The 3,124-nt window shown below is 65.5% G+C and carries 2 protein-coding genes; both read right to left on the bottom strand.

Annotation, left to right across the window (positions count from 1 at the left end):
• Window positions 1-850: protein rep (locus CUN59_RS20885; RefSeq protein ID WP_165790248.1), on the bottom strand; the 850-nt coding region annotated here is incomplete at its 3' end.
• Between the two features lie 769 nt (window positions 851-1,619).
• Entirely contained in the window at window positions 1,620-2,711 is a 1,092-nt protein-coding gene (locus CUN59_RS20875) for a site-specific integrase (RefSeq protein WP_104389598.1), read from the bottom strand.
• Window positions 2,712-3,124 lie beyond the last annotated feature (413 nt).

Here is a 3,124-nt window from a genome sequence, read left to right as displayed (position 1 = left end):
GTCGTGGTGGCCCCCGCCCCCCCCCCGCCTCCCGTCCCCCCTCCGTCCTCCCCCCGGCGCCCCCCCTTTTGGTGCTGTTCCCCCCCGCCGCGCGGGCGCCCTGCCCCCGCCAGCCCGCGCCGGTTCCGTCCAGCCCGGCCCACCGCAGCGACGACAGCCACGCATCCCGCAGCGCGTCCAGATCGGCGGGGCCGACAGTCACGACGATCATGTGAAAATGGGGGTGCCAGCCGTGCTCGCCGCCGCCCGTCACCTCGGTCGCGGTCACGCTGCCAACGATCAACGCCTTGAGCCGCTTATAGGCGCGGTGCTGCCCCCATCGCTGCTTTGCCCGCTTCATGCCGTCCAGCAGCGCCGCTAGAGCGTCACGGCGGCCATGCCGGGCGGTCAGCGTGATCATCTGGACCGTGAACCCCTCCGACCTGGCCCACGCCAACAGGCCGTTCATCTCGCCGCGCCTGGTCTCCGATATCCGCGCCGAGCAGCACGGGCAGTCCCAGACGCTGCCGCAGGTCTGAAGGCCCTCAAAATGGGCCGAGACCCCCGCCGCATCCCCGTATCTCGACATGACCACATCGACCCCGGCCTGTCGGCTGATCACCGACCAGCGGCAAAGGCCGACGCGAGCCGTGCCGCCGAGCAGCCCCGCCGCGTGTCGCTGATGCCGGAAATTGAGGATTCGCCCTTGTTTTACTGGGCTTTCATCATCCGAGCGGCCAACCGATTTCGCATTGTTATCAAGAGGGGCTCCGCCCCCGGCCGTTCCGGCCTCCCCCGACGCAGAGAAAGGCCGCGATTCGATGCCATAAGGCACCGCATTTTGCGGTCCGGTATCAGTCTCTCGCCACATGTCCGCGCCATATCCTGGGCGCGGTCAGCAGCTTGATCCTTTGCGAGATCATGCGTATATTCCCTCTGTAACTTGGACGCACGCGTAGACCGCGAAATCATGTGCGTTCGTCCATAGAAGGCCCTCGGTTTCCCTCCGGGGGCCTTCGCCATTTATAGTCCCATTCTTTCTGTCATTTCAATGCTGTGCAAAGCGTCCTTGCAGTCTTTTGCCGGCGGCAAAAGACTGCAAGACGCCCCCCCCCGCTGCCCCCCCAGGCAGCAAGAAATAAAGGGCGCGAATGTGATGGAAAGGCGAACCGCCGCAGCCACTTTTTCCTTTCCTGGAACGAATTTTCTTCTTCAACGACATAGCCCGCGAAGCGGGGGCGCGGCTATGCCGCGCAAGAAAAACCGGGGACGGCATTGACCGCAGGACACATGGCCGTCACCGTCCGGGCATGACCCAGGACAGCCCAATTTTTTTTTCACCGAAAGCCGCCGCAGCACATGTTGGATGTGGTCGCACCACGATTATGCGTGCCCTCTCCACCGGAGAACTGCGGGCGATTCGCGACAATAAGGGGGCATGGCGTATCGCTGAGCCTGATCTGATGTTATGGTCTGGTCAGCGTCCGGTCCCTGACCAGACACCCCCCTCCCCTACCCCAAGTCATACCGTGGACATCGCATCGGACACCCCAGAAACGCTGGCACGGCTGGCTGTCGCAGAGGCCCGACTGGCCGACGCCATCGCGGAGCGCGACAGGTGGCGAGAGATGGCAGAGCGTCTATCCCAGCCCCGGCTCTCGATCTGGGACCGACTGCTGAAGCGCTGACGGCCTCGTTTCCTTCACAGGGAAAGTCGCCTTCGCAGCCTTGATCGCCGATCCGCCTTTAGCCTGGCGTGTAGACCCGTATCGCGTTTGGCTGCGCGTCACCCGATGCCCAAGCGCCGCTGCCACGTCCTCGGCTTCCATGGACACCTTCAGATCGGCGGCGACTTGGTGCCGCATCGAATACGGTGATGCTGTGCCGCCGACCTTTCGGCGAATGTCAGCGAAATCCTTGTTCAGTCGTGTCGCAGCCCTTTTCACCGTCAGCCGCTCCGCATCACCCAGGATCTCGGCAAGCGCGATACCTGCGGGACTCGTCTCGTCAATAAGCAATCGCCGGACAGGCTGACCAGCGCCATGCTCCTCGCGCACCTTGGCACCGGGGATCACGACCATCAGCCGCCCTTTATTATCACGACCTATGTCCACTCCCTTGCCGATCTCCGCAGGCCGGCAACCAGTCGCCCACAGCAACACCACCGCAGGCCGCTGTGCTGGGGTGGCAGCATCGACGATCCTCGCCTGCCAGTCCTTCGCTGCCGGAATGCTCGCCCTCTTCGATGCCCGGCGCTGTGTCGGCTCCGGTCTCTCCGCAGCCTCGATCGACTGGACCGCAGACGCAGCAGCCAGAGCGCGGCGGGCATGAGTCATGGCCTTGCCCATATCACCCGCCCGCTGTGCAGCGTCCTGTGCCCGCATCTCCTGATGCCATGCCCGGGATGCCCCCCACAGCAACGCCGCTTTGGTCGCATGCCATGACGCTGCCGACACGCCAGCCATCAGCCGCCCGCCACCTTCCGCATCCAGGTCGATACGCCGGGCTGTGGTCGCCGCATATGTCGCCGCTGTCCCCGCCGACACCGCCTCCCCCGCTGTGACCCGCTCGGCCAGACCCATCGCCTTTCCGGTATCGCGCGCCTGTCGCACGACACCGAAAAGCGCCTCCTTCCCCGACTGCATCCTGTCCCCCAGCACCGGCCCCGGCTTCGGGGCTGCTGCTTTGGGGGCCTGTCTGATCGCTCCCATGATGTCGCGTGTCGTGGTCATCAGCGGTTCCTCATCTCGATGCCGGACGGATCATCCGTCCCCCTTCTCGTCTCGTCACGGGGTCGCACTAACGCCGCTCCCCCATACGGTCCTACGGCCCGTGTCGGGTCTACTGACGCAGCCCCTCCGCCCTGTCCGTGGGTGTTATCCACCCCCTCCCAGGGCACATTATCCCCCCTATTATAAGGGGGAGGGGGGATAATGTCATCTCCGGCCATGCCTGCGCGCCCACGGCTTGCCATTTCAGCCACTGCCCTAGCCGCTAGGCCACCGCCTAGCATCACAGGGCGGCGCCTCGGGTCCGGTTCGGTCAGGTCCGCATGATCCACCGCCGCGTCAGTCCCGCCGTCCGCCACAACCCGCACGACGCCCGCCACGCCCTCGGCCTCAGGCCGCCTCGAGGACACGGCCGC

This window comes from Cuspidothrix issatschenkoi CHARLIE-1, from assembly GCF_002934005.1.
Taxonomy (GTDB): domain Bacteria; phylum Cyanobacteriota; class Cyanobacteriia; order Cyanobacteriales; family Nostocaceae; genus Cuspidothrix; species Cuspidothrix issatschenkoi.
This window is presented reverse-complemented; position numbering and strand designations above follow the sequence as displayed.